The organism is Ketobacter sp. MCCC 1A13808, assembly GCF_009746715.1.
In the GTDB taxonomy this organism is placed as follows: Bacteria; Pseudomonadota; Gammaproteobacteria; order Pseudomonadales; family Ketobacteraceae; genus Ketobacter.
Window position 1 is genome coordinate 355,077 of the sequence record NZ_VRKW01000004.1, and the last position, 22,948, is coordinate 378,024.

Annotated in this window: 22 protein-coding genes; 12 read left to right on the plus strand and 10 right to left on the minus strand. The window is 50.3% G+C overall.

Annotated elements, in window-relative coordinates; genetic code table 11:
- The first annotated feature begins 46 nt into the window (after positions 1–46).
- Genes FT643_RS10895 through FT643_RS10925 form a run of 7 tightly spaced genes read left to right on the plus strand, consistent with a single transcriptional unit; the run spans position 47 to position 6,265 of the window.
- Entirely contained in the window at positions 47–742 is a 696-nt protein-coding gene (locus tag FT643_RS10895; protein ID WP_156871413.1) for a MotA/TolQ/ExbB proton channel family protein, read from the plus strand.
- Between the two features lie 38 nt (positions 743–780).
- On the plus strand, positions 781–1,332 hold the full coding sequence (locus FT643_RS10900; RefSeq protein ID WP_156871414.1) for an ExbD/TolR family protein: 552 nt from the start codon (positions 781–783) through the stop codon (positions 1,330–1,332).
- Positions 1,329–1,844 (plus strand): ExbD/TolR family protein, encoded by a 516-nt coding sequence (locus tag FT643_RS10905; RefSeq protein ID WP_156871415.1) that lies wholly within the window; start codon positions 1,329–1,331, stop codon positions 1,842–1,844. Before FT643_RS10900 ends, FT643_RS10905 begins: the two co-directional genes overlap by 4 nt.
- Positions 1,841–2,782, plus strand: a complete 942-nt coding sequence (locus tag FT643_RS10910) for an AgmX/PglI C-terminal domain-containing protein (RefSeq protein ID WP_156871416.1) — start codon at positions 1,841–1,843, stop codon at positions 2,780–2,782. The genes FT643_RS10905 and FT643_RS10910 overlap by 4 nt, the downstream gene beginning before the upstream one ends.
- Before the next feature lie 14 nt (positions 2,783–2,796).
- The gene (locus FT643_RS10915) at positions 2,797–3,324 is read left to right on the plus strand and encodes a peroxiredoxin family protein (RefSeq protein ID WP_198043485.1); all 528 of its coding nucleotides are present in this window, start codon (positions 2,797–2,799) and stop codon (positions 3,322–3,324) included.
- Positions 3,325–3,334: 10 nt separating this feature from the next.
- Entirely contained in the window at positions 3,335–4,111 is a 777-nt protein-coding gene (locus FT643_RS23145; protein WP_198043486.1) for a hypothetical protein, read from the plus strand.
- Positions 4,112–4,129: 18 nt separating this feature from the next.
- Complete coding sequence (locus tag FT643_RS10925) at positions 4,130–6,265, plus strand: tetratricopeptide repeat protein (RefSeq protein WP_156871418.1); 2,136 nt, start codon at positions 4,130–4,132, stop codon at positions 6,263–6,265.
- Here the strand turns inward: FT643_RS10925 and FT643_RS10930 are convergent.
- The gene (locus FT643_RS10930) at positions 6,252–6,935 is read right to left on the minus strand and encodes an SOS response-associated peptidase (RefSeq protein WP_156871419.1); all 684 of its coding nucleotides are present in this window, start codon (positions 6,933–6,935) and stop codon (positions 6,252–6,254) included. The two genes, FT643_RS10925 and FT643_RS10930, sit on opposite strands and share 14 nt — an antisense overlap.
- Before the next feature lie 164 nt (positions 6,936–7,099).
- Here FT643_RS10930 and FT643_RS10935 point away from each other — a divergent pair, with 164 nt between their 5' ends.
- Together FT643_RS10935 and FT643_RS10940 are read left to right on the plus strand one after the other, a co-directional pair.
- Positions 7,100–7,714, plus strand: coding sequence for a dUTP diphosphatase (locus FT643_RS10935; protein ID WP_156871420.1), 615 nt, complete (start codon positions 7,100–7,102; stop codon positions 7,712–7,714).
- 37 nt (positions 7,715–7,751) lie between these two features.
- Positions 7,752–9,182: a DUF4139 domain-containing protein gene (locus tag FT643_RS10940; protein ID WP_156871421.1), complete on the plus strand. Its 1,431-nt coding sequence runs from the start codon at positions 7,752–7,754 to the stop codon at positions 9,180–9,182.
- 40 nt (positions 9,183–9,222) lie between these two features.
- On the opposite strand, the gene FT643_RS10945 is transcribed toward FT643_RS10940, so the two are convergent.
- The 6 genes from FT643_RS10945 to FT643_RS10970 all read right to left on the minus strand — a co-directional run bounded on the left by FT643_RS10945 (position 9,223) and on the right by FT643_RS10970 (position 15,083).
- The gene (locus FT643_RS10945; protein ID WP_198043487.1) at positions 9,223–11,655 is read right to left on the minus strand and encodes a putative bifunctional diguanylate cyclase/phosphodiesterase; all 2,433 of its coding nucleotides are present in this window, start codon (positions 11,653–11,655) and stop codon (positions 9,223–9,225) included.
- A gap of 82 nt (positions 11,656–11,737) precedes the next feature.
- Complete coding sequence (locus tag FT643_RS10950) at positions 11,738–12,712, minus strand: FAD:protein FMN transferase (RefSeq protein ID WP_198043488.1); 975 nt, start codon at positions 12,710–12,712, stop codon at positions 11,738–11,740.
- A complete protein-coding gene (locus FT643_RS10955) occupies positions 12,709–13,401 on the minus strand; it encodes an SDR family oxidoreductase (RefSeq protein WP_156871423.1) in 693 nt (230 codons plus the stop codon). The genes FT643_RS10950 and FT643_RS10955 overlap by 4 nt, the downstream gene beginning before the upstream one ends.
- Positions 13,402–13,444: 43 nt before the next feature.
- On the minus strand, positions 13,445–13,954 hold the full coding sequence (gene greB, locus FT643_RS10960; protein WP_156871424.1) for a transcription elongation factor GreB: 510 nt from the start codon (positions 13,952–13,954) through the stop codon (positions 13,445–13,447).
- Positions 13,955–13,965: 11 nt separating this feature from the next.
- Positions 13,966–14,409, minus strand: a complete 444-nt coding sequence (locus FT643_RS10965; RefSeq protein WP_156871425.1) for a hypothetical protein — start codon at positions 14,407–14,409, stop codon at positions 13,966–13,968.
- A 113-nt stretch (positions 14,410–14,522) separates the two neighbouring features.
- Complete coding sequence (locus tag FT643_RS10970) at positions 14,523–15,083, minus strand: elongation factor P hydroxylase (protein WP_156871426.1); 561 nt, start codon at positions 15,081–15,083, stop codon at positions 14,523–14,525.
- 31 nt (positions 15,084–15,114) lie between these two features.
- Between FT643_RS10970 and FT643_RS10975 the strand changes: the two genes are divergently transcribed.
- Positions 15,115–16,590 (plus strand): MATE family efflux transporter, encoded by a 1,476-nt coding sequence (locus tag FT643_RS10975; protein WP_232340085.1) that lies wholly within the window; start codon positions 15,115–15,117, stop codon positions 16,588–16,590.
- A gap of 184 nt (positions 16,591–16,774) precedes the next feature.
- Positions 16,775–17,464: a hypothetical protein gene (locus FT643_RS10980; protein ID WP_156871427.1), complete on the plus strand. Its 690-nt coding sequence runs from the start codon at positions 16,775–16,777 to the stop codon at positions 17,462–17,464.
- 19 nt (positions 17,465–17,483) lie between these two features.
- Here FT643_RS10980 and FT643_RS10985 read toward each other — a convergent pair whose 3' ends face one another.
- Entirely contained in the window at positions 17,484–21,026 is a 3,543-nt protein-coding gene (locus FT643_RS10985; RefSeq protein ID WP_156871428.1) for a DUF2341 domain-containing protein, read from the minus strand.
- A gap of 134 nt (positions 21,027–21,160) precedes the next feature.
- Positions 21,161–21,397 carry a sulfurtransferase TusA gene (tusA, locus tag FT643_RS10990; protein WP_156871429.1) on the minus strand — a complete coding sequence of 79 codons (237 nt, stop codon included), beginning with the start codon at positions 21,395–21,397 and terminating at the stop codon, positions 21,161–21,163.
- Positions 21,398–21,516: 119 nt separating this feature from the next.
- Here tusA and FT643_RS10995 point away from each other — a divergent pair, with 119 nt between their 5' ends.
- Positions 21,517–21,825, plus strand: a complete 309-nt coding sequence (locus tag FT643_RS10995) for an antibiotic biosynthesis monooxygenase family protein (RefSeq protein WP_156871430.1) — start codon at positions 21,517–21,519, stop codon at positions 21,823–21,825.
- Between the two features lie 23 nt (positions 21,826–21,848).
- Here FT643_RS10995 and rlmM read toward each other — a convergent pair whose 3' ends face one another.
- The gene (rlmM, locus tag FT643_RS11000) at positions 21,849–22,895 is read right to left on the minus strand and encodes a 23S rRNA (cytidine(2498)-2'-O)-methyltransferase RlmM (RefSeq protein ID WP_156871431.1); all 1,047 of its coding nucleotides are present in this window, start codon (positions 22,893–22,895) and stop codon (positions 21,849–21,851) included.
- Between the last annotated feature and the right edge of the window lie 53 nt (positions 22,896–22,948).

The following is a 22,948-nucleotide window of genomic DNA, read 5'->3' on the forward strand; positions in this document are numbered from 1 at the left end:
TCAATTTCGATCTTCAACAAAATATTTGGTAACGCAGGAGACCAAAATGGCTGATACCTTAAATGCTGCTGAACAAAGCGCAGGATTATTCACTACAACCGCCCAATTTTTTCAGGAAGGTGGCCCCTTCATGTACATTATCCTGGCGGTATTTTTGGTAGGTCTCGCAATTACCCTAGAGCGATTCATCTATCTGAATATGACCCAAACCCGCAATCAGGTGGTGTGGAAAAAGCTCTTCCCTCTGCTTACTCAAGGCAAATTTAAAACGGCAATGGAAGAAGCTAAAAAATCCGGCAGTGCCATTGCCAAGATCCTGGTTTACGGATTGTCCAGAAGCGCCTACGCAACCCGCCATGATGAAGTGGAAATGGCGATGGAAGAAGGCCTGATGGAAACCATCCCTCACTTGGAACGCCGCACCAACTATATAGCGGTCTTTGCAAACATCGCTACCCTGCTGGGCTTGCTCGGAACCATCATGGGTCTGATCAATGCGTTTACTGCAGTTGCCAGTGCTGACCCATCACAAAAGGCGGATTTGCTTTCTGCCAGTATTTCAGTAGCCATGAACACTACGGCCTTCGGATTGATGGCGGCAATTCCTTTATTGCTGGCCTTCACCTACCTGCAGAATAAAACCAATCAGTTGATTGATAGCATGGAAATGGCTTCTGTTAAATTCCTCAACGTATTCCGCCAGGCCCAAAGCCAGAGCAAAAACCAGGGTGGTCAGGGTTAAACCTGATCCACACAGAATACGATTGAGCAGGAGCTGTTATGAATAGACGCTCGCGTCGAAAACATCATGCTGAGGCAGAAATCAACATAACCGCCTTTATGAATTTAATGGTGGTGTTGGTTCCTTTTCTGCTGATCACGGCTGTGTTTTCTCAGATATCAATTCTCGAATTGAATCTGCCGGCAACAATATCGACACCACAACAGGAAGAAGAAGACAAAAAGCCTATTGTGTTGGAAGTATTGATATATAAAAACCGATTGGAAGTGGTGGACCGTCAAACCGGCCCGCTGAAGATCATTCAGAACGTTGACGGCAAACCCGACTTCGAGTCAATGACCACAACGTTAAAAGCGGTGAAAAACCGGTTCCCTGAAATAACAGAGATTACTCTGCTGATGGAGCCGAACACACCCTATGAAATCCTTGTTACAACGATGGATAAAGTGAGATTAGCCGAACAATCGTTAGAAGACGGCACCTCCGAACAGGCCGAATTATTTCCGGACATCTCCATCGGAGATGCCCCTGCGGACACTGCATCACCCGACTCCTCCTCTATCAGCCAGGTTCAGGGAGGTGATGCATGAAACTATCGCAGCGTGCAAAACGTATGGACCGTCGCCACAAGCGACAAACGATACCCGGCATCAACCTGGTATCGCTGATGGATATATTTACGATACTGGTATTCTTCCTCTTGGTGAACTCTTCGAATACGCAGCAGTTACCCAATCAGAAGTCCATCAAGCTTCCGGAATCCATCGCCGAACAAATGCCGAAAGAAACGCTAACCATTATGGTCAACGACAAAAACATATTGGTGAACGGTCGTGCGGTGGAAGAAGTGCCGGATATTTTAGCGTTATCCGGGGATAACATTCCGGCTTTGCAGCGAGAGCTTCGCTATCAGGCCAGTAAATCGCCTGCGGTCGCCGTCAATGAATTAGGTGTTGCGGAACGTGAAGTCACTATCATGGGTGATCGCGCCATTCCTTATGCCTTGTTACGTCGCATTATGATGACCTGCAGTAACAGTGAATATTCCCGAATTTCACTGGCTGTCCTCAAGAAAGAGAGTACGGAGGACGTGTCTATATGATGAAGACTCCGTATTACTCGGTCGACACCCTACCCTGGGACCGGGCAGCTGAAGAAGAAAAGTTATTTCGCAAGATATTCGTCGCGTTTCTGATTCTGTTTTTTCTGATGGCGCTGGTTATTCCTAATATTCCGGTACCGGAAAAGCAACGGGACCATGTAGAAAAAGTACCGCCACGCCTGGCCAAACTCGTGATGGAGAAGCGAAAACCGCCTCCGCCACCTCCGCCGCCTCCGAAAGAAGAGAAAAAGGAAGAGGAGCCGAAGAAAGAAGAGCCGAAAAAAGAAGAACCCAAGAAGGAAGAGCCGAAAAAAGAGGAAGAGAAACCTAAGCCGACTGCCAAAGAAAAAGCCAAGGCAGCCATCGCCGTATTCGACGACCTGTCCGATTTACGCGACAACGATGACCTGGCTAACTTGAATGCAGAGCAGAAGGACGTTTCCGCAATGGGCGCTCAGGAGAGCAAAACCGAACGCAATCTGGTGGGCAGTATGGCACTGGGTAGTAGCGGTGGCGTCAGCACCTCGAAAGCCAGCAGCGGTGGTGGCGGATCAGGCTCACTGGCCGGAGTAAAAACCACTCAGGTCGAGAGCAAGATTGCCGATCCCGCAGCAGAACAGGCAAGCCGCCGCGGGAAGGATGGCAAATCGCGTCGCTCAACCGAAGATATCCAGCTTGTTTTCGACAAGCATAAGGGCAGTATCTACGGACTTTATCGTCGTGCTTTACGCAAGAACCCAGCACTTGAAGGTACCGTGGTGTTGAAAATGGAAATCCAGCCTAATGGCACCGTAACCCAGTGTTCGGTAGTCAGCAGTGAGCTAGACGATGAAGATCTGGAGCGCAAGATCATGCTGAAGATCAAGCAGATCAACTTTGGCGCAATGAATGTGGATGTGTGGAATGACACCTATCCCATATCATTTATCCCATCCTGATGCAGATGCGACTTATGCTTAGGAATGCGTGGATATCCAATGCACTGCGACTTAGCAGCCTGATTGGGGTGATACTGTGTATCACCTTCAATCCGGCAGCACTGGCAAAAAAGCCGGCGATTGGCGAGCCGGCACCGGACTTTACATTGCGCAGCGACAGCCCTTTCAACTTGCGGCTGTCAGAACAACGGGGGCACATCGTCGTTGCCGTGTTCTGGTCCAGCTGGTGCAAGTCCTGCAACCCGATGCTTGAAAGCCTGAGTTCATTGCAGGACAAATACAAAGAATATGGAGTAAAGGTGTGGGCTATCTCGCTGGATAAAGAACCGGAAGATGCCCAGCACTTCAACCAACATCATAATTTGGGTCTCACCATCCTATATGACGATTCATTTTTAGTCAGCGAACGATATGATATAGAGGATCTCCCCTCCTCTGCCATTTTCGACCGCGACGGGGTTGTCCGCTATCTGAACGACGGGTATGAAACCGGGGACACCGAGAAACTCGATGAGCTGTTACAAAAACTGGTGTTGGAATAAGCGAATTTAAATGAGCGAAGTGAACAACATGAACGCGATCAAATACAAACTAGCCCCACTTATGTCGGCGCTACTGGTGTTGGGATGCCTGAGCCTCGGCACCAACCTCTACGCAGAAGATGACGATATCATCGAGCTCGATTCCGGAGAAGATCTGGAATATATCGAGATGGATGAAATCATGGATCAGGAGGAAGCGCTTCCGGATTCCGGCATCTATGAAGCACAACAAGAACCGCCTCCGGCGGCCCCTGCTGAAGAGGAAGAGTTTGTTGATCTGAACAATATTTTATATGGCGATGACCAGGAGGTGCGGCTCGAAGGTGGCGCGACCAAAGACCCGGCGACCATGCAACAGGAAATGCAGGACCTGAAAGAGAAGATTCTGCAAGTGAACCGTGACCTATTTATATTGGAGGAAGATTTACTGTTTCCCAGCAGCACCCAGGTCAATGTCTTTGTTTCCTATGATTCCCTGGAGTATTTTCAACTGGACGGCATTACCCTGAAATTTAATGATCGCCCAATTAGCAATCACCTTTATACAGAAAGGGAACTTGCGGCAATGAATCGCGGCGCCGTACAACGCCTGTTCACCGGCAATCTACCAGTAGGTGAACATGAGTTGATTGCCATCGTTACCGGAATCGGCCCTCAGGGTCGTGACTATCGGCGCGCAGTGAGCCTGGATTTTGATAAGTCCAGTGGCAGCAAATACATCGAACTGATTATTGAAGGTGACGAATACACTAAGCAACCCGGCTTCAGATTGAAGCAGTGGGAGTGATGGGCAAGGATATCTGAATTGAAACTGTCGTATCACCCACTCAAAACAGCAAACACTGTTCAGCGTAAGGGTTTCCGCTGGCCGCGTAGCTGCGCGCTGGCATTCCTGCTGAGCGTGTCAGCTCACAACACCAGCTACGCATTCGAATGGTTTGGCTTGTTCGGCTCGGATTCAGAAAACCAGCCTACCGCAGAACAACCTAAAAAACCGGTGTTGATTGATCAGCCCCATGCCGTCGAAGACTTGGCGTACGGCGACCTGCTTTTCGATTTTTATCAGCAAAAATACTTTTCTGCGATCACCAAAATTCTGGTGGCAAAAGAACGAGGTCAGCTGGACCACAACCGGGAACACGCTGAGCTGGTTCTGGGTTCGCTGTATGTCTCCTATGGCATGCTGGAACGGGGTGAAGCGATTTTCAATCGCCTGCTGAACACCTACACCACACAAAAAGGGGCCGACGAATCCTGGTATCAATTGGCACGTATTTATTACAAGCAAGGCGATGCGAAAAAAGCGCTCTCTGTGTTGACCAATAATATCGTAGAGCCTGTCGAGACCCGTGCTACCGAACATGTACTACTGCAGGTGCTCTGTCACATCAATCTAGGCGAAGTTGATCAGGCCCGCAGCCTGAGCCAATTCTTGAATACCGAAGAACCCCTGAGCGTGTTTGTGCGGTTCAATCTGGGGGCTGCGTTATCCCAACTGGGGGATATGGGCGCTGCCGCTGGCTATTATGAAGATGTACTGGAAAACAACCAGGCCAGCGACGAAACAGACATGACGCTACTGGATCGCTCCGCCCTATCTCTGGGTATTTATTACCTGCAATCCAATCAGCTCGATCTGGCAGAAAAAACCCTGAATAAAATTCGATTGTTTGGACCGGTCGCCAACCGCGGTTTGTTGGCATTGGGCTGGGCGCATTTCGAGTCTGACCGCAAGATCGATGCACTGACCCCCTGGTTGGAATTGAGTTCACGGCCACTGTCCGATTCTGCAGTTCAGGAAAGCATTCTTAACGTGCCCTTTGTTTACGAAGAGCTGGGTGCGCTCCAGGATGCCCTGGATGGCTACAACAACGCCTATAAAACGTTCCAGACCCAGGGTCGAAAGCTGGATGACATCAAAGCCGAAATCATGAAGCCGGATTGGATTGAAATCATCAGCCCCGCTGACACTACAGAAATGAATGTGATGAATTCGGCTAAGGCTTTTGAATTACCGGCAGACAATGCAGCCAGCCAGCACCTGTTTCAATACTACGCTACCAACGAATTTCAGCGTATGTACCATGACTACCGGGAGTTGCAGCGGCTTTATCTGGTGCTTGTGCATTGGGAGCGTCAAATTCCAACGTACACCCAAATGATTCAAACTCATGTCGAACGTCTGAATGAATTAGCGCCTAAAGCTGAACGGGCCAGCCTGCAAGCGCAAAAGTTCTACGCGTATTCACGGGTCAAACTCGATGAATTCGAAACCAAGCTGAGTCAGATAATTGCCGACGATGATATCGCAGGCACCGCGAACGTCACTCAGCTGGCCCAACAAACCCGGCTTGACCAGATCGAGGCGACCCTGAAATCCATGGGGGATCCGGATGTCTATGCGGAAGAATGGGACAAGTTCAGATTACTGAAAGGCTTGTTGGTCTGGGACTTGAACGCTGTTGCAATAGAGAAACGCTGGCAAAGTACGAAAGACAAAGTGGCTATTGATAATTTACTCATCGAGCTCGAAGGTCGCATTCGTGCTTTGACCTCCGCAAGACAGGATCGCCTGACCCGGTTCCAGGGTTTCGAGACCCGAGCGTCTGAACTGCAACAACGATTAAATCAATTGCAGGAATTGACAGCACAGACCTTGCGTGACCAACGAAATTTGATGCAAAAGGTTGCTGTCGGCATTATTGAAAAGCAACAAAGTCAATTAGACGGCATGCGGGCAAAGGCATTGCTATCTATTGCACGCCTCCAGGATCTTGCCTATATGCAGGAGCGGGATCGGGCCAAACAAGACGACGAGAGCATTAAGATTGAGCTTGAAAAGGAGCCCGGCACCACCACGGAGGACTCTGATTCCGCCGAAGAATCAGAGTCCGCAGAAAACCTGGGCGACGTTATCGAAAACATCTTTAGCGACGATTAATCGTTACGCTATCGCCGGCGGGACTCAGTACGGATAGTGCTTTTTCCCGCCCGCTGTTCACCCTCTGCTGTAACGGAACGGCCTCCAGGTCCATTGGCAAACCCGAAGCAAGAATCCCCTGCAACCGTGTTTCCGGTGTCGACAAATCCAGCCACTCAGGCAGCGTTTCCGGGGTAAGCATCACCGGCATACGATGATGCAACCAGTTCATCGACGTATCCGCCTCCGCCGTAATCATGGCACAGCTTTCGATATAATCCCCCCCCTTCTCCCACTGATCCCAAATTGCGGCAAATGCAAAAGCAAGCTGGCCCACCGGCTTGATCAGATAGGGCTGTTTAATCTTGCCTTCCCGCTTCCACTCGATGTAAGAGGACACAGGCATAACGGCGCGCTTGTGTCGAAATGGGCCACGAAATGCTTTGCTGGTCGCCAACTTATCCGAACGCGCGTTAAACATGGAATACCGGGTGCTGACGTCGGGTGCCCATGACGGCACCAACCACCATCGCATTTCATGTACGGACACCGTCTGACCCGCCTGTTTAATCACCGGCACCGCCTCTGTAGGCGCAATATTAACCCTGGTGGGCAAGCGTAAACCGAGGCCCAACGTGTGCAATAGACCGTGCATCGCTGGGTCATCGATGATATTAAAGCGTCCGCACATAATTAGTCCTTCAATGATTGTGACCACCGATCATAAACGATAGCATACCGAACATCCGGGTTCGGATTGAACCCTCTGCAGCGAAGATACTCTAACTCACCACTCAACATATTTGTCACGACCAGGACACGACTGTGGTCTCTGCGGACAAAACAGGAGCTACGATGAAACAGCAACTGGTCAATATGCTGGCATTACAAAACAAAATGAACAGCAAGGTTCACCCGCTATGGCAAGAGCAACAATTTGAATGGTATCGGGCAGTATGGACAGAGTGCGCCGAGCTAATGGATCACCACGGGTGGAAATGGTGGAAAAAGCAAAACCCGGATTTGGCGCAAATACAGTTGGAGATAGTCGATATATGGCACTTTGGTATGAGCATCCTATTGCAAAGTGGCAGCACCCTGGAAGACGTCGCTAACTTGATCGAAAGGCAATGGACGGATACACAGGACAACGTGTCTTTTTTGGATGCAGTTGAACAACTGGCTTCAGACACCCTAAATCAAAAGTCCTTTTCAATACCCCTGTTCTGTCAGCTAATGCGACTGGCTGATCTCGACCTTGCCAGCCTGTATCAGCAGTATATCGGAAAAAATGTACTGAATTTTTTTCGTCAGGATCATGGTTACAAACAAGGAAACTATATCAAAGTCTGGCAGGGTCGTGAGGACAACGAGCACTTGGCAGATATACTCGGCATGCTCGACCCCAATGCAGCCGATTTTCAGGAGGCCGTCTACTCCGCACTGGAGCATCGCTACCCCGATGCGTAACTGTCTTCCCTCACTAAATTGCAACGGACTTTTTTGAATGGCTTTTCATAAAACACTGGCAGGAATTGTTATGCTCACCAGCTCACTGGCTTCCGCAGCTCCGTCTATTACTATTTATAACGGCGATTTTGCTGTTGTCAGGGACACCATTCTTTTGAAATTCAAACCCGGTGTCAATTCGGTTTCCTACCAAGACATCACCCAGAATCTGGAGCCCGACTCCGTTGTATTACGACCGGTAAAAAGTAACGCGGAACAATGGCCAGTTAACATTCTTGAGCAGAATTACTTGTCCTCACCAGTGGATCAGTCGCTCCTGCTCGAGCATTTTGAAGGGCAAACAATCGATTTTGAGGTGCAGCGGGGTGACAAAACGGTGGTGTTACCCGGAAAAATCATTCGCAGTGGCAAAGGCAGCGGCTTCAACAATGTTCCCATAATCGAACTGGATGGAAAATCCCGTTTTGGATTACCCGGTGTGCCTTTGTTCCCAGCAATAAAAAACGATGCCATTCTTAAGCCAACCCTGCAGTGGCAACTGGAATCCGCCAAAGCCGGCACCCAACTGCTTGAGCTTGCTTACCTGACCGCCGGCCTCAGTTGGAAAGCCGACTACAATATGGTCGCCAGCGCCGACGGAGAAGAAATGAGCGTGAATGCCTGGATCACGTTTTCCAATCGATCCGGTAAAGCCTTCGAACAAGCTAAAATGAAAATGATGGCCGGTGATATTAACAAAATATCCCCTGACGGCCCCGAATACGGGGTAAAAATGCGCTCTATGGTGGCCGCGTCTGCCCCGCAAGTAACAGAAAAAGACTTTGATGAATATCACCTGTATAGCATAGAGCGCGCCATTGATCTCCAGGACGGAGAAACGAAGCAAATCAGCTTCATTAACAGCAAAAAAGTCAAATCAAGCACTGTCTACATTTACGATGGTGCCCTGGTTAACCGCCGTTATCAAACCGATCAGTTCCGCAGCGATCCTGATTACGGAACCCAAAGTAATACCAAAGTCAGCATCCGCCGCGAGTTCAAGAACAGCAAAGACAACGGCTTGGGGATTCCCCTACCAAAAGGCCGGGTACGTTTCTATCAGCAGGATGAAGATAACCAGCTTGAATTTATAGGCGAAAACAACATTGATCACACCCCCACTGATAATGAAGTATCGCTTTATACCGGCAACGCCTTTGATCTGAAGGGCGAACGCAAGCGCATGGACTTCCAAGTCAATACCCGGTCTCGCGACGCTGCTGAAACGTTTGAAATTACAGTGAAAAACAGTAAAAAAACCGACGTTCGGGTTAACATTGTTGAGCATCTTTACCGCTGGAATAACTGGAAAATAGAAAATGCGTCTGAGAAGTTTGTTAAAAAAGACAGCCACACAATCGAATTTCCGGTGCAGTTAAAAGCAGGCGAAGAGGTTAAGTTAAGTTATAAGGTGAATTACAGTTGGTAACTTGCTGTTTAACCCGCTAACCAGGCCGGTTAAACACGACCTAACCCGACTTCCCAGCAACCAATTCCAGAAGTTTGCTTTCAGACAGTGCAGGGCTCATAAAATAGCCCTGCACTTCGTTGCAGCCCAACCGGGTTAATAGTTGGTATTGGTCCCGGGTTTCAACGCCTTCAGCAATCACACCCAAGTTCAGGCTCTTGGCGATAGCAATGATCGTTTGAGTTAATTCCAGAGTATCCTGATTATCAACAATATCCTCCACAAATACGCGATCAATCTTCAGCGTACTGATCGGGAATTTGCGTAAATAATTCAGCGAAGAATAGCCGGTTCCAAAGTCATCCACCGCGATGCGAATGCGCGCTTTTTGCAATCGTTCAAGCATCTGCAGACTGTGCTCCACATCATCCATAATAGCGCTTTCGGTAATTTCAATTTCAAGCTGCGCCGGATTCACACCGTAACGTTGTACCTGGAACAAAGCCCAATCGGCAAAATCCTCACGTTTAAACTGATTCGCTGATACATTTACCCCGACCCTGGGAAAACGCACTCCTGACTTCTGCCATTCCGATATCTTTTCACAGGTTTGCTGAAACACCCACTCACCCAAAGGAATGATTAAATCCGTCTGTTCCGCCAGATGGATAAACTCCAATGGTCGAACACTCCCGAACTGCGGATGATCCCAGCGCAACAACACTTCGATCCCGGTCATCACTCCACTGACCATGGCGTATTGAGGCTGAAAGTACAGTTCGAATTCCTCTTTTAATAAAGCCCGGCGCATGGCGTTTTCCATGATCAATCGATCCATAGCGCGCTTATTCATTACTTCGTCGTAAAACTGATAGTGATTTTTACCCGCGCGTTTGGCCGCGTACATTGCGGTATCTGCACCGCGTAGCAAAATTCCCGCACTCTGCCCGTGATGCGGGTAAAGACTGATACCGATACTAGGAGAGGTATACACCTCCCTGCCCTCCAGCATGAAAGCCGAATAAAATTGCGCCACTACCCTGGACGCCATTTTAATCGCCGTTTGCTCCGCAACGGCAGGTTCCAAATCATGTAGGATCAAGGCAAATTCGTCCCCCCCCATGCGGGCTACAGTATCACCCTCTCTTAAGCAATAAACCAGGCGACGTGCCACCCCTTTTAACAGCTGATCTCCTGCGACATGACCCAGGGAATCATTCACCGGTTTAAATCGGTCCAGATCCAGGAACAGGACCGCCAGTGCGGTTTTATTCCGTTCACTATTGGTGACCGATTCGCTTAAACGTTCATTGAATAGGCGACGGTTCGCAATACCCGTAAGGGGGTCGTAATAGGCCAGCCGATGAATTCGCAAGTCACTGCGTTTCTTATCTCCGATGTCCATCAGCACGCCGACATAATTGCGTACTTCGTTTCTCATATTGTGGGTTTGACTAAAGCTGAGCATTGCATAACGCAAGCTTCCGTCACGATGCACAAATTCACATTCCCCTCGCCACTTCCGGTTGCGCACTAAAGCATTGCGGATTTCACGAAAGAATTCGGATCCAAGCCTTTTTTTCCAAATATGCTGGCAGTGCATACCCAGTATTTCTTTAGCCTGATAACCGGTCAGTTCATAAAAAGCCGGATTTGCTCGCAAAATAAATCCACTGCGATCGGTGACAAACAGGCCTTCCGAAATGGATTCAAACATCGCCGAAAATAATTGACGTTCACTTTCCAGCACTTCCCGGCTGGGGTAAAAATCAGCAATGCCCAGGGTCCCGGTAACAGTACCCTGCCCATCAAACAACAGGGAAAACTGGATCGTTGCCGCGACCGCACTGCCATTCAGCGAACGCAAACTGAGTCGTACAACACGGGTTTCCGGTTCCGGGTTACTGAATTGATCTTGATACACAGTCTCCAGAAACAGGCTGCTTTCATCCGTCAGAAAACTCAATTGTCCGTTTGCTAAAAGCGATTCCATATCAAACCCCAGCGACCGGCATTCGCTTCCCACTTTCACCAGACGCAAATTCAAATCGGTCATCCAGACCAATCGGGAAGGAGGCGGTATTTCCGCCGACTGATAGCTCGCAGGGTTCTGTAATAACAGGATGATGCCGCACAAATGTTCTGTTCCGCCATTGGCGCCACCATACAACGTTACATTTTCCAGATAGCCAAAACGCCAGTATCCCCCTTCATCACGGAACCGGAATAAATAGCCCTGGCTGGATTCGTGGGCTCGTACAATGACGTCGATCAGATCTTCCGTTACATTGCGTAATTGCAGTGCATTGGTGCTGAGACTATTTAAATGCGCCTGGTACAGGTCCGTTTCCAGGGAATCCTGTTTCAGTAAATTATGTGGTGAGGATAAATTGGAATAGAGAATAAATTGCTGATGTTGATCAGCAACAAAAACATAATTGGGAAAAGAAGTGCCGATGCCCGGCGTATCGTGTAACACGAGTGACGAATTCATAAAAGCCACCATGGTCCGCTGTTTTTTGTTTTTATGGACTTAGGATCTATTGATGTTCGTATTATATAACACGGCACGCAAGCTATTGCATCGCGGGATCCACCAGATCAGAGGAATAATAAACCTTTCCTGTCCTGTCTATGAGGATGGCAGACACCCCCGGTTGTGAATTTGCCAACTTGAGTGCCTTATCAGTACCCAAAACAAATAACGTCGTGGATAAGGCGTCAGCATCTATGGATTTATCCGTCAATACGCTGGCACTCATCAACTCGCTGGGAGACGCCCCCTTATGCGGATCAATTATATGATGATACCGTACACCGTCCGCCTCAAAATACCGTTCGTAATCCCCCGAGGTGGAAATCGATACGTCTTCCAGCGGCAGCTTGAGCACCTGCCCGTCTCCGCGTGGATTGTGTATCCCCAATAACCAGGGCCGCCCCCGGTGATCTCCAAGAATACGGCTATCGCCGCCCGCAGTTACGATGGCGCTTTCAACCCCGGCGGCCTGCAAAATGGCGATGGCGTTATCCACGGCGTACCCTTTCGCAATGCCCCCCAGGTCAATACGCATACCTTTTTTGCGGAACCGGACACTGTTGTCTGCCGGGAGCAGCACCATATCTCTATAGTTGATTAACGCCGCCGCCTTTTTGCGTTGGGATTCCGTTGGTTTGATCTTATTCCGATAATCATACTCGCTGCCGAGCGAGGCAAAAGTGATGTCAAATGCGCCGTCGCTCACATCGCTATACCGGACAGAGGTCTGAATCAGCCTGAACAATTCGGCGCTGACCGGCACCGCCTGTTCACTGGCCAAGCGGTTAATGGCGGATAATTCCGATCGGGTTTTATAGGGGCTCATCAATTGATTGATGCGCTCCATTTCATCCATTACCTGCTGCATTAACTCGTTTGCCCGGGCCTCGTTCTGCCACCAAAGCTCAACATAAACACGGGTGCCCATGATGGGTTCTTCCCGCTTAAACCACTGGGCAAAGCTGTTGGTGGCAGTGGATAGTGCCAGACAAAACACCAATAAAAAGCGGATCACCAGGGAACAACCGTACCGTCATACGCAATAAAGTCACCGCTCTGACTGGCCTTGAGCCCGTCGATGACCCTCCGCATTCCCTGCACCGAGGTCTGGGCGTCTATAAGTGCGTTCGGCCCCCCCATATCGGTTAACACCCAACCTGGATGCAACATGACAACTTTGATTTTTTCATCCGCTAAGTCGATTGATAACGATTTTGCACCCGCATTGAGCGCTGCTTTCGCGGAACGATAAAGATAGGCGCCACCGGAGGTGTTGTCCGTCATGGAGCCCATTTTGCTACTCAGTAAAACCACGGTAGCACTCTCTGCATTCACCAGATTGGAACGCAGTACTTCCACCATCTTGATCGGTGCAATGCTATTAACTTCGAACACATTTAACCATTCAGCGGTATCCAGCTTACCCAGCTCTTTGTTATCACCGTAATAACCGGCATTATTGATCAGCAAATGAATAACTTTATTACCCACTGTTTTTGAAAAGGCATTTCTTGACGCGTCGTCTGTGACATCCAACGTATAGATCATCAGTTTTTCGCCATAGTGGCTCTTAAGCTGCGACAACTCCCGGGATTGCTCGGGGTGTCTGGCGGTGGCTATTACCCGGTTACCTGCTTCCAGATACTGGCGGGTAAATTCAAGTCCGAGCCCGCGATTGGCTCCGGTAATTACAATCGTTTTCATCTTTTCCCTTCCATTATGATTTAACTCGTCAGTTCAAAAATCACTACTCAAACGGATCGTACTGTACCCGGGAAATTTCGTAGATCACTTCGCCTTTGGGTCGTTCAACAACAACGTCGTCCCCTTCCTGCTTTTTTAGCAGCGCTCGGGCAACCGGGGAATCTACACTAATCCAGCCGGCATCCAGATCGATTTCATCAGCACCCACCAGCCGGTAGCGCGCTGTTGAGCCGGTGTCCAGGTCTTGCAGCTCCACCCACGCACCAAAAAAGACTTTACTTTGATCGGCCGGACGCTGATCAACGCATTTCACTACTTCAAGGCGCTTCACAAGATAACGGATGCGCCGGTCGATTTCCCGTATTTGTTTTTTGCGGTAAATATATTCTGCATTTTCAGAACGGTCGCCTTCTGCAGCCGCTTCGCCCAGCGCTTTAGTTACTTCCGGACGCAGGTCATCACACAGATAGCGTAGCTCCGTCATCAGTTTATCGCGGCCTTGGGGAGTTATATAGGGGGCTGAGGGGGCGCTGGGTGGTCGGTATCGGCTCATTCCATTCCTGGCTAATTGCGATGAATCAAGTCTGGATTATCCGACAACTGCTTCACCATTTTATATTCCGCGTTAAGCACTTTCATCAGGCTACGCCCGGATATCTGATCCCTGTTTATCAAAAAATTAAACGACAGGTAACCACCCTCCTCCGGCTTGCAGTAAGGGAATAATCCGATCAGACCGCTGAAATACTCTCGTGGTGCTACAATCCGAATGTGCAGCCTGCCATTATCCTGCTCTACTGTACCCAGGTATTTATCGGTTAGTTTGGACACTTCCCGAATACTGACCACCGCCTGAGTTTCTTCAAACCCCGATGAACGCACACCGCCATCACACTTCACTTCATACCGCATACTGGCCCTTCCGGAGTTCGGATCTACGTCCAGGCTCTGAGACAATTTAAAAGTACTGACGATCATCTGAATCTGCGCATCATACTGCATGCTCATTCTCACTGCTTTTTTTATTTTTGGAGTACGTTCAGCAAAGCCGTTTTGTCGATGCTTTGACCTAATTTAGCACGGGAAGGGGCCAGAATACGAGCCTGAGCCGGTGGTTGTTTTCAGATCGTTTCGACATCAAACTGAGTTAGGCTCAACTTGCGTGGCGTACCATAATACTCACAAAGCGCCTGACGGAATTGCTCCGCCCGCCCAGGCAAGCCTTGGACCAGGTAGTGCCGTACCTGCTGATAGACCGCCTGTTTGAATCGAGCAGGATCTGTGGCTTCCCCTTGCAGATTATCGATGCTGACCCGAAAGCGGTAACCGGCGGCAACGGAAAGCATCCACTCGATTGCCTGCGGTTTGACTTCCACTGCTTCAAATAACCGCTGCTGCTCTGCATTACGTCCATCGGGCTGATACCAGTAACCGAAATCTTCCAGCCTACGGCGCTGCTCACCCGCCAACATCCAGTGCGCGCACTCATGCAACGCACTGCTGAAAAACCCATGAGCGAAGTGGATTTCGCTGAACAATCTGCCCTCCGACTGAGGCAAGTACACCGGCTCTGCACCACCGCGCACCAAACAGGTTTGATACTGTTTCTCAAAACACTCCCTAAACAACTGAATTAATTGACTATAGTGATGGTCGAACCGGGACTCGGGTGTAACAGCCATTGTCTTGATATTGCCTGATCAAAAGATTTCCATGCATGATAAACTACCGCGCTTTTCGACTCACCTATTTGATCCACGCTGCGGAATTATGAATTTCACCCTTAAACACCACCCAGTTTGGCAGGAATGCAAGAGCATCATCAGTCTGGCTTTTCCGATCCTGGTTGCCCAGTTTGCCCAAACTGCCAACGGCTTTGTTGATACGATTATGGCCGGTCAGGTGAGCGCCCAGGATTTGGCCGCGGTGGCCGTTGGGTCCGCCATCTGGGTGCCGGTATTCCTGTTTATGGTGGGTGTCATGCAGGGACTGACGCCGTTTGTGTCACAGCTCAAAGGGGGCGGGCGCACCGCTGCTATCGGAAGCGTCGTGCAACAAGGCCTGTGGTTAGCATTGCCACTTGGCCTATTGGGCTGGGCAGCATTACGTTCTATGCAGCCCGTATTGGCGCTGATGGATGTTTCTCGTGATATCGGCCCAATGATCATAGGTTATCTGGAAGGCCTGTCTTGGGGCTTCCCCGCCATCGCCCTGTTTCTGGCCTTGCGCAGTCTGACCGAGGGGATGTCGTTCACCCGGCCGGTGATGCTGGTAAGCCTGTTGGGACTGGCTGTCAACGTACCGGTTAACTATGTACTGATCTATGGCAAACTGGGTCTACCTGCGCTGGGCGGTGTCGGTTGCGGTTGGGCCACGTCCATTGTGATGTGGCTTATGTTAATTGTTATGGCGATCTACTCTGTCGGTTTTGATCAGCGCCAGGGCAGTCACACGTTCACGCAGTTTGCCAAGCCCCGGCTGGATAAAATCGGCAGCATTCTAAAAACCGGGTTACCCATCGGCTTGGCTATCTTTATCGAAGTGAGCCTGTTCTGTGTAATTGCCCTGTTTATAGCCGGAATTGACGCAACGGTGGTTGCCGGACACCAGATTGCGCTGAATGCCTCTTCCATGACGTTTATGATTCCGCTGAGCTTATCGTTGGCATTGACCGTCAGAGTGGGTACTAACCTGGGCAGAAATAGCCTTGACGGTGTCCACACCGCGGTCATCAGCGGCATCTATATCATTCTTGCTATAGCCATAATTAACAGCAGCTTACTGGCCTTTTTCCGAACCGATATTGCGTCCGCGTACACCCAGGATGCCGACGTTTTGGCAATCGCCAGCGGATTATTGCTGTTTGCCGCTTTATTTCAGTTTTCTGACTGCCTTCAAGTGGGCGCGAACGGCGTCCTACGCGGCATGAAAGACACCGCCATCCCCATGATGATGGTATTAATTGCCTATTGGTGCCTGGGCTTGCCCGTAGGCTATGTGCTGGGTTTAACAGACATCGTGGTACCGGCCATGGGGGCTAAAGGCTTCTGGATCGGCCTGCTGGTTGGCCTTACCGCAGCTGCGTTGATGCTCTGTTGGCGGGTGAGCTGGGCAATGAAACGATTGCAGATTCGCCGCTTCTCGCTGACCTCGACACCGGCCCTTCGAGGCTGCCCGGCTCCGGACTGACTGCTATTTATTCACTCTTTTTTACCACCTAATTACCTACGGATGGGCTCCGGAAGCAACGCAACGCTGGCTTTTTACTTTAATTTATACTTAGATATAAGAAAGCAGAGTAAGACATGACGACCCGGGCTGCGCATCACCACGCAACACGGTATACCCGGCTCCGGTCCGCGAGGGTAGTCGAATGAAGCCACAGTCATCGGATGATCGCAGCAACGTGATCGACCTGTTTTCTGGCCGCCCCATCGATGATGTGGTGGATCGTATAATTCGTATCACACCAGAACTCGATGGGCTGGAAATGTTGTACACCAACGACACTTCCCCCAATCGCCTTTACTCTCTCAAGATTGTTTGTTGGGCTTTGCGTGAATCCGGAGAGGTTGTGGGCTTGGTGCCCTGGCTGAACCAAGTCGTTCCTTGCACAGAAATCAATGACCCCCTGAACGGTCGCTGGGAAGGTTATCGTGATCCCGGCACCAACGATATTTTCTACAATACACCTCGTCATAAAATTATGGAGCTGGAATTAGCGGAAGAGTTTTATCACCTGGATCATGTCCGGGACGGTGAAATTGTGCAGGAAATTCCTGATGGCATCGGCACCCATGCCGTGTTGACTGACAACGGCTTTCGCTCATTCGTGCTGATCGAAGTGCTGAGCTGGCGTCTCATGGCGGACGGCACCGTCCATGCCATGCTGGTGGATGAAGAAAAAGTAAAGTCCACTCCGGTCTTGCCCGGCGATGAAAGTCTTTACTCGGCGCAGGAGCAAGCGGAGTTCAAGTATTTTTTCCAGCATCGCATTGCCAATAAAATCAAGGAACAAGATCCGGAAGCTCTGGCGGCGATATCTATGTTAATTGAAAGTTAACGACAATCCGTACTGGTTGCTAGCGGCTGCTACGGACCAAGTTGCTGTCCAACTTCTGGTTTTCATAGCTGAGTTTTATAAAATCAGGGTCCAGACGTCGACGGGACACCCTTGTCTCGTCGAGCACAAGTTCGTAGTTGCCAGCATTTCCGCCCATCACTAAATCCAGCTCCGGCTCCAGCTGATAACCCCCATCACCTTGTCTTCGCAGCTCCCCATTGATGTAAACCTGAACCCCGACAAGCGGATCGTACACCGTCACAACCTGTTCGCTACAGTCCCCCAGGAATAATCCATATAAGGAGCCGCCCACTACGGTGGAGTCTCCATTCTGATCGCCGATACTGAATGCTGCCCGGTCGACCCTGGAATCGATCAGGGTGATAGTGGCTATAAAGTGTGCCGAGCTTACACTCCAGTAGCTATCGACACCGTCTTGACTCAGCATGTTCAGAGCACGTCGGCTGAACAATAATTGCGTTGTACAGGTGTCACTGGTATACCAGCTTTCAACACTGAATGCCCGGCCGGATAAATTGAGCGATGGATCATATGGAACCCGCAGGGTGGCATCGTCCCGAAAGCGCACGCCCTGCCCCACAAAGGCTTCCCTTTTAGTCACCGCGCGGCCTTGTTCCTGCGCGTGATTGCGATTCGGACTGGAATCCGGTTCAACACCAGGGGCGTTATTGCCATCGTCGCCATCGCTAAAATGCCAGACGCCGGAATAATCTGCCCACAGCTGCTCTGGACTTTCCCCATTTGGAACGCTGCCATCAATCAAATCATCGTATTCCAAAGTAATGAAGCCCTGATCATTACTGCCTTCAATTTTCGGCACCAGCACCCAAACGTCCGCCACATTATTCAATTGATCCCAGCGTTCGACTTCATACGGCAAGGGCGTAATACCATCAGAAGCAACAAACCGGATATCCGCAGCTCCCGGTTGCACCGCGTTTATGATCTCCGAATCGCGTATGCGGATTAACACCGGCACATTGAAGACATCGCCTGTGACCCCGGCACCATTGTCTGTAGTATCAAACCAATAGTTCTGACTGGATGTAAATTCCGCTTCATCTGACCCCGTCATCGCAACATTCACAAACAGCTGCGCCGATTGACCGCCAAATTGTTGATAAATCACTCCCTCTTTCAACACTGTTCCCTGCTTAAGCCAGTCATCCGTGGGATCACTTTCAAAATAATCCGAGCTGCCACCATCTACCCACAATGCGCCGCTTTCAGACGATAAACCCAGCACACTTAAGTTATTCAGAATCAGGGAATTGCCCTGATCTTTCAGGTCGATTCTCTCAATATTGTTTAGCTTCTCCGGATTCAGACGAGTGATGTCCAGGCTAATGTTTTGCCCGGTCAATTCCAGCGTATCCGTTCCACGACCGCCATCCACGCGGAAGAATTCAGTATCAGAAACGCTGATCCTGTCATCGCCGGCACCTGCTGCAATCGCATCAGCACCGCCACTTCCTTCAATTTGATCCGCACCGCTGGTACCGACAATGTTATTCGCTGCAGAATTACCCGTTAAAGGTAAAACATTTGAAAACAGGTTACGCCCCCGGTAAACACTTACCTGACCTGCACCTGGGCTCCCCATCGCAATGTCGCTGAAGCCATCCCCATTCGTATCGCCAGCGGTAACACTGTGGCCCAACCCATCTCCGGCATTAACGCCAAGGAACCAAAGGCCATCGACCGCAGAAAATGAATTAAGATCCAGGTATTCCTGTGCCGCACTTTCACTCCCTAACACAAGATAAGCCCCGCCGACTCCGGATTGGGTCGATATGTCAGAGCCGGATTTACGATAGGCACCCAGAATAAGATCGTCCAGACCGTCCCCGTTTATGTCTCCGGCCCCCGAAATACTGTGTCCCAAAAAATCGCCCCCGGCCGCTCCCGCGATCGCCGTACCCTGCGGTCCGGTTATCTGATCGAGATCCAGCGAAACGGAATTTGATTTTGCACCGTAAACGACCCACACCGATCCTTGATTCGCTCCCTGATCCCCGCTTCGTCCCGGCTGCGAAACCACCAAGTCAGCAATACCATCACCGTTAAATTCCGCCGAGCCCAATGCATATCCCAAGAAACCCTCACTTTGTGCGGCCTCCACTCGCATGCCCGCAGCTGCACTCATGGTGCTTAGTTCTACCGTGCTGCTACGGCCGGTTGCCGTATTTCCGTATACAACGAACACGGCACCACTTTGCCGTGCACTAACACCCGCTCCCGGAGCGCCAAGTGCCAGGTCATCGATGCCATCGGCGTTCAAATCGCCGATAAACTGCGCGCCCTGACCCAAATACCAATCGGTAAACGGGCTCCCCGCAGCGGTGTACTGAATCATAAAACCACGGCCACCCAATCCGGCAGCTGATAATGTCAGATCATTCTGCTGCGCGCTGGCCTCACCCCAGATTAAATAAGCGAGCCCTGAGTTAACACCGTTTCGATCACTTGAAGGATGCCCTATCAGCAGATCATTCACACCATCAGCATTGAAATCGCCCAACGACAATCCCTGGCCGTTTCCGGATAATGCTTCTGTAATCGCCGATGACTGGCCCAAACGCTGGTCTGCTTCAGTAGACTGTATAGTAAACCCCGGCAATTGATTGAGGTCGATTGCGGGACGGGTCACACCCCTTAATCCCCACACAACATAAATGGCACCGGCATTGATTGCACCGCTGTCACTTCCTGGTGCAGACATAATCAGATCGTCCACACCGTCGGCATTAAAATCACCCACTGCGAGACTTTCACCCAGAAGATCCCCTTCCTGTAGGCCAAACACAGAAAAGCCGTCGGCCTCGCTCAGGGGTAACTCCAATTCGGATCTGGATTCATTGGCGCGCCCCCAGACCACAATTACTTCCCCGCGGCCGGACTGGCTGTCAGGTGCACTCACAACCCAGTCTTCAAAGCCATCTCCGTTCAGATCACCCGAACCGGAAAGCGCCCAACCGAAGCGCGAGCCTGACTCCGGCGAACGAATAACAAAATCGGTAATACCTGGCTCATAGACCGGTGGCTCTGGTGGCAGATTTGGATTGTATTCGAAAACATATGGCTGCTCCGAGAGGGAAACCTGACCCGTCAGCAATTCAGATTTAACGGTGATACTGTAGGTGCCCGGCTCAAGCTCGACCGGACGATAATCCAACATCCAATGGCCATCGTCGTCCGCAACCGTGGTCCCGGCAACGACCGCGTTCAAGGTCAATTGCACTGTCGCCAGCGGCGTTGCGAGGCCATGAAACTGAACCGTACTATCGGCAATTCGCCCACTATCAATCAGCCCTGAGTCCGTTTCGATGTACAGTACACGGGGTACTACGACGGCATCTCCGGGGGCAACCGGTTCACCGCCGGTATCCGCCGAATCCGAATCATCGACAGCACGATCAGCAGTGGTGCTTAGAGCGGAAGATGAACCCGAGCTGCCGCCACAGGCGGTTAATATTATGGAGAAAATAAAAACTATACTTAGATAAGTCAGACGATGCGTTCTGTACACCGGGCTGCGCATGGAATAGTCCTGTCCTGAGCATTTGCGATTAAGATAAATACGTCATCAATTGATCTGAAATTTAGTCAAGCATCCAGCTTAACAAAAATCCGATTTAGGCGTTTATAAAATGACGCCACCGAACCGAATCGGCATCACGCCATTTTTTTAAGCACGAAAATATATTTTCCTTCTTCTTCTTCAGAGGACACCAACTCGTGCCCCAGGAATTGACAAAATTTAGGTATATCCCGTTGTGTCGAGGGATCCGTAGCAATGACTTTAAGCACCTCCCCAATTTGCATCTCCCTCACTTTTCCATGCAACATCATCACCGGCTCCGGACACATTAACCCGCTGGCGTCGAAAGTATGGTTGATCTGATTCGTCATTAACTCACCTGTTTGAAGTGCTTTTTGAAAGATCGCTAAATACGACGTTGAAAGTATCGCCAAAGTTACCGAAAATAGCGGCAATGTAAACAAAAACCGCGACTCAACCGAGGCTCGTCATGGCAAAAGTATTGATCGAACGCACCGTTGCCGAAGGTCTGGAACCCAATTACGAACAGACCATCGTCGAATTACTAGGGCACGCGGAAAAGTCACCCGGGTATCTGGGTGGCGAATCCTATCGTGATGCTATGCGACCTAATCATTATGTCGTGATCTCACGCTGGGAAAGCGCCAATGCCTGGCATCTCTGGTTCGGCTCATCTGAACGCTATGAAATGCTAAAAAAAGTCGGTGTTTTTCTGAAAGAACCGGAAAAATGCACCATTCTTGAGCCTTGCATATACCAATCACAACAAGGGCTGTAACGGCGATAACGAGGGCCACCTGGTCAGGCGGGTGCAGCAAATACGGTGATTTCTTCACGGTCATGGTACAGTTGCTTCGCACTCAGCCTATAGCGTTTGCCACCCGCATCCAGCTCCTGCTGCATGCGCTGCAATATCAGATTCACTTCCATCCAGCGGCGTTTCATCGGCAACTTCAGATTAAAAATAGCAAAACGAGTCCACCCTTCTAACAACCAACGTTCCATTAATTCCGCCACTCGCGCCGGCTTATCAACCATATCACACACCAACCAATCAACCGTTCTTGAAGGCCGGTAAGAAAAAGCGTCTTCCTTTAGGTGCGTCACCTGCCCTGAGTCCAACAACGTGGCGTCCATCGGCCCGTTATCAATCGCTACCACCTGCATGCCCCGATTTACCAATTGCCAGGTCCAGCCACCGGGCGCTGCACCCAGGTCGACCGCTTTTTGAAACGGTTTAAGTAACGTCGCTCGTTGTGCTTCCGGTATCAGTTGTAACCAGGCTTCCTCCAGCTTCAGTGTCGACCTGCTCGGTGCCGCTGAAGGCTGTCGCAAACGGGGAAAACCCAACGGCCAGGGAGACCCATTGTCGGCCGAGGTAATTCCGACCCAGATTTCAGTTCCGGAAATCAAAAACAAGTGGGCGTGATCTTGTGACTGACTATGAAGTAATCCTTTCGCCCCCTTTTGTAAGGGTAGCTCCAACTTTCGTGCCAGTTTTGACAGGCTTTTGCCCTCATTGGTATCAGGAAACGTGAGCCAGAAATCCCGAACCGGAGTCCCTTCCCGAAAACAATCCACAATAGGCGTGACCCGATCCGCCGGATCCAGTGGACTCAAATGGGCTATCACCCTTAACCATTGACGGGCGAACACCAGGGAATCAAATTGAACCCGTTTTTGCAGAATATCGTCTGCCTGACCTTCAACCGTTTCAAAAATAACAAAACCGGAGTCCGATTTTGCGCGAACAAATCCGGCAACGCCGGCTAATCCGGCTTTTTCCTGAATCTCTGCTGCAAGATCCGATTCAAAACCAGCGCGGCAAAGTAACAACGTTTTACTCATCAAAAGTCACTCTGCGTAACTATCGGTAGGTTTTTTCCGTTCGCCATTGGGTT

Coding starts and splice junctions, on each gene's coding strand:
- FT643_RS10895 (WP_156871413.1), top strand. CDS start 47: ATGGCTGATACCTTAAATGCTGCTGAACAAAGCGCAGGATTATTCACT.
- FT643_RS10900 (WP_156871414.1), top strand. CDS start 781: ATGAATAGACGCTCGCGTCGAAAACATCATGCTGAGGCAGAAATCAAC.
- FT643_RS10905 (WP_156871415.1), top strand. CDS start 1,329: ATGAAACTATCGCAGCGTGCAAAACGTATGGACCGTCGCCACAAGCGA.
- FT643_RS10910 (WP_156871416.1), top strand. CDS start 1,841: ATGATGAAGACTCCGTATTACTCGGTCGACACCCTACCCTGGGACCGG.
- FT643_RS10915 (WP_198043485.1), top strand. CDS start 2,797: ATGCTTAGGAATGCGTGGATATCCAATGCACTGCGACTTAGCAGCCTG.
- FT643_RS23145 (WP_198043486.1), top strand. CDS start 3,335: ATGAGCGAAGTGAACAACATGAACGCGATCAAATACAAACTAGCCCCA.
- FT643_RS10930 (WP_156871419.1), bottom strand. CDS start 6,935: ATGTGCGGACGCTTTAATATCATCGATGACCCAGCGATGCACGGTCTA.
- FT643_RS10935 (WP_156871420.1), top strand. CDS start 7,100: ATGAAACAGCAACTGGTCAATATGCTGGCATTACAAAACAAAATGAAC.
- FT643_RS10940 (WP_156871421.1), top strand. CDS start 7,752: ATGGCTTTTCATAAAACACTGGCAGGAATTGTTATGCTCACCAGCTCA.
- FT643_RS10945 (WP_198043487.1), bottom strand. CDS start 11,655: ATGAATTCGTCACTCGTGTTACACGATACGCCGGGCATCGGCACTTCT.
- FT643_RS10955 (WP_156871423.1), bottom strand. CDS start 13,401: ATGAAAACGATTGTAATTACCGGAGCCAATCGCGGGCTCGGACTTGAA.
- greB (WP_156871424.1), bottom strand. CDS start 13,954: ATGAGCCGATACCGACCACCCAGCGCCCCCTCAGCCCCCTATATAACT.
- FT643_RS10965 (WP_156871425.1), bottom strand. CDS start 14,409: ATGAGCATGCAGTATGATGCGCAGATTCAGATGATCGTCAGTACTTTT.
- FT643_RS10970 (WP_156871426.1), bottom strand. CDS start 15,083: ATGGCTGTTACACCCGAGTCCCGGTTCGACCATCACTATAGTCAATTA.
- FT643_RS10975 (WP_232340085.1), top strand. CDS start 15,115: ATGCATGATAAACTACCGCGCTTTTCGACTCACCTATTTGATCCACGC.
- FT643_RS10980 (WP_156871427.1), top strand. CDS start 16,775: ATGAAGCCACAGTCATCGGATGATCGCAGCAACGTGATCGACCTGTTT.
- FT643_RS10985 (WP_156871428.1), bottom strand. CDS start 21,026: ATGCGCAGCCCGGTGTACAGAACGCATCGTCTGACTTATCTAAGTATA.
- tusA (WP_156871429.1), bottom strand. CDS start 21,397: ATGACGAATCAGATCAACCATACTTTCGACGCCAGCGGGTTAATGTGT.
- FT643_RS10995 (WP_156871430.1), top strand. CDS start 21,517: ATGGCAAAAGTATTGATCGAACGCACCGTTGCCGAAGGTCTGGAACCC.
- rlmM (WP_156871431.1), bottom strand. CDS start 22,895: ATGAGTAAAACGTTGTTACTTTGCCGCGCTGGTTTTGAATCGGATCTT.